At 41.3% G+C, this 3,636-nt stretch carries 1 protein-coding gene; it reads left to right on the top strand.

Translation table 11 applies throughout. The features are described 5' to 3' along the window. Nucleotides 1-427: 427 nt before the first annotated feature. Nucleotides 428-3,433, top strand: a complete 3,006-nt coding sequence (locus KPX09_RS04720; protein WP_249549220.1) for a phosphoribosylformylglycinamidine synthase subunit PurL — start codon at nt 428-430, stop codon at nt 3,431-3,433. Nucleotides 3,434-3,636: the final 203 nt, after the last annotated feature.

Genomic DNA, 3,636 nt, shown 5'->3' on the forward strand with positions numbered 1-3,636 from the left:
GAGGGAGGCCAAATAGATTAATCTTCCTGCACAAATTAGGACATCGAGAGAGCTATGCTCTTACTGACTTTACTGTATTCCTGCATACAGTATCTGTGGCAAAACCTGGTACGTTCACCCAAAACAAGATAAATGCATGCTCTGTGGGCATACATAGCTACTCTAGCACACTTGACAATGAACCACCTCCAAATTAACACGCACAATATTAGTACAACTAAAAAGACTCCAGAAGCATCTTTGTTATGTATTGTGCAAATCCTCAATGTACCCAACAAACATACTTATTTAAGTCAGCAATCCCACTTCTTAAATTTACAGCACTACTGTAATTTCCTCGTCGTATCACAGTTTACGCTATTATTTTAGTGTCTGAAAAACCAAGTATCTGTAATAATACAGTAAATAATGGTTGCGTCGTTAGAATATGATAATCAGTATAGTAGTTGACAGTATATTGAAGCCCGAAAATAAGCAGGTTTACACAGTTAGCCTGCCTGATGAAGTCGATAAAGAGCTAGTGGTACGCATAGGACAGCTACTTTCTAATGCCGTGACTGATAAATTCTACGCTTTCGTTTACGAAGACAATGTATATTCCCCAGGGCTACCTGGTTACAGAAACGTGGTGTCCGGAACCCCATATGACATGTTTGACGTTTTCAATGCTGCATCTTCCATAGAAACGGCGTATCTTCCCGGAATGACAGATAATGTCGGAGATACTGCGGCACAAATTATAAGAGAATCCTTTGGTATTGAAAATGTGCGCGTGCATGCTTCAGAGATTTCTTTTTACAAAATATCCAATCCCCAAGCAAAAAATTGTAATCCTCTGGTCAAGTACTGCAAACTGGTAAGGCATGACCCCAGCAAAAAACTATTTAACGTACAGTTTGTTGGCAATCAACATGTAGAAGAACTCAATAGGGGTATGGCTAATCTTAGCCATACCCCCCACCCTATACCATACCTTAGAGCTCTTGATATCGGGGGCTCGGCACCATACTCTAAGAACGTGTGTAGTGTCGATTTGCATGTCAGTGACAATGAATTAATGCAAATTAGTAAAGATGGAATACAAAATAGGGGGCCGTTAAATCTCTCTTTAGACGCCTTAAAAGCGATAAGAGCTTATTTTGAGAAGTATAATAGATCACCCAATGACATTGAATTGGAAACTCTTGCTCAAACCTGGTCAGAGCACTGCAAACACAACATATTTTCGTCCTCCATAGATGAAATTGCGGAAGGCTTGTACAAGCATTACATAAAGCGTGCTACCAAAGATATAAACTCGCCGATATGTGTATCTACGTTCTCTGATAATGCAGGTGCAATAGTATTTGATGACGATTTCCTAGTAGTAGACAAAGTAGAAACACACAACAGCCCATCTGCCCTGGATCCTTTTGGAGGAGCAGAAACTGGAATACTCGGCGTGAATAGAGATATCATAGGATTTGGCCTGGGTGCAAAACCTATCATGAACGCCTACTATTTTTGCTTTGCAGAATCCCTAGAGCAACCCTTATATAGAGATAAAGAATGTAAAGAACCCGTGCTTTCACCCACACAAATTATGGATGGGGTGATATTGGGCGTAAACACAGGCGGAAACTGTTCGGGAATTCCCACAGCTATAGGCTCGATGTATTTTCATAATCGCTTCTGTGGCAAGCCTCTGGTTTTCGTTGGTAGCACAGGCATTATACCACGTCGTATTGGAGAAAAGCCTGCTCACATAAAAACCGTGAGAAACGGAGATTATATAGTGGTAATAGGCGGTAGAGCTGGAAGAGATGGAATTCACGGCGCCACATTCTCATCACATGCACTTAAGGAGAACGTAGGTTGCACTGTGGTACAAGTAGGAAGCCCTATCACTCAGAAAAAACTCTCCGATGCTATTGTAAAGGAGGCTAGAGATCGTGGCTTATATAATGCTATTACCGACAACGGTGCCGGTGGGCTTTCTTCTTCCGTAGGCGAAATGGGTGAAAAGGGGTTCATAGTAGATTTGGAGAAAGTCCCACTCAAAACTGACAAAATAATGCCTTGGGAAATATGGGTTTCCGAATCCCAAGAAAGAATGACCCTCTCTGTATCTCCTGAGCAATATCTTGCTTTAGAAGCGCTGATGCTAAAGCATGATGTGGAGATTAGTGTTATAGGAGAATTTAACAATACTGGAAGGGCAGTAGTACGCCATAATGGCACTGTCATAATGGATATTGACACAGATTTCCTACATAACGGGAACCCAGCATTGACCCTATACACAGAAAAGCGGCCATCTACTTATACCCATGCAAAAGTTACACATAACATGAGCATAGAGGAAGACCTCCTGAACATGATGAAACGCAAGAATATCTGTAGTAGGGAATTTTTGGTTTCTCAATACGACCATGAAGTGCAGGGATCTTCAGCTATAAAACCACTACAGGGTAAGGGACATATCTGTGGCGATGCCGTCGTGTTACGGCCTGTATTATCATCTAACCGAGGTGTAGTTAAGGCGCAGGGATTCGGGTGTGTATACGCTGAAATCGATCCATATAACATGGCCGCATGTGCTATAGACACTGCAATACGTCACCATATATCCGTAGGTGGCAACATAGAACACATGGCTTTGATAGATAATTTTTGCTGGTGTGATGCTACAAACCCCAAAAGGTTATGGCAGTTAAAGCAAGCTGCTAAAGCGTGTTATGACTATGCTACTGCTTTTGGCACACCATTTATCTCCGGAAAAGACAGTATGTTCAATGACTTCCATGGTTATAATGGCAGTGGGACACCCATACATATTTCCGCTCTACCTTCTCTTTTGGTATCAACATTGGGTATTATAGAAGATGTAGGTAACGCGATTACACAACACGTCAAAGGTCCAAGCCTTATATATGTTCTTGGAACGACTTACAACGAACTAGGAATGTCTGAATACCAGCTCTATAGCGGCCTAGGGAATGAAAACGTACCTAGCGTTAATGCTGGAAGCGCAATACGACTATACAAAGGGTTCCATCAAGCTTCTATAAGAAAAGTTGTCGCTTCAGCAATTGCCCCAAGTTTAGGGGGACTGGCTACAAGTCTAATTAAATCTCTCATAGGCGGTCATATGGGGGCAGAAATTGATCTTAGTTCTGTCATTACCTCTGACATACCGCAAAATGACATGTGGGCTAAGACGGTGCTATTCTCTGAATCTCAGAGTCGTATTATAGTTACTGTCAGTGTTGAAAATCAGCACGAGTTTGAGTCTATTTTTGCAGATGTACCACATGCTTTGATAGGAAAGACGATACCAGAATATGTTTTAAAGATATCAGACATCAGCACAATATCTCTAGAACTGTTGGAAGGAAAATATAAAGAATTCAGCAACAGTAGGTATAACAGCGTGCGTGTTGATCAACTCTAAGCACATTCCACAGCTACGTTTGCAACTTCTTGCGCTATATACATTCATGTAATAGTTTGCATCTAGAGTGTGTAGCGCAAATCCTACCACAGGTGTTTTTACCTTGAAATACTCTACAAAAAATGGGCAGCAGAAATTTTAAGGACGTCACTTCTTGATATCCTCTCAACAACACAGATTTTTACTACATCTACGATCAAGAA

It is taken from the genome of Anaplasma phagocytophilum (assembly GCF_023476575.1).
GTDB classification, from domain to species: Bacteria; Pseudomonadota; Alphaproteobacteria; order Rickettsiales; family Anaplasmataceae; genus Anaplasma; species Anaplasma phagocytophilum_A.

Coding starts and splice junctions, on each gene's coding strand:
- KPX09_RS04720 (WP_249549220.1), top strand. CDS start 428: ATGATAATCAGTATAGTAGTTGACAGTATATTGAAGCCCGAAAATAAG.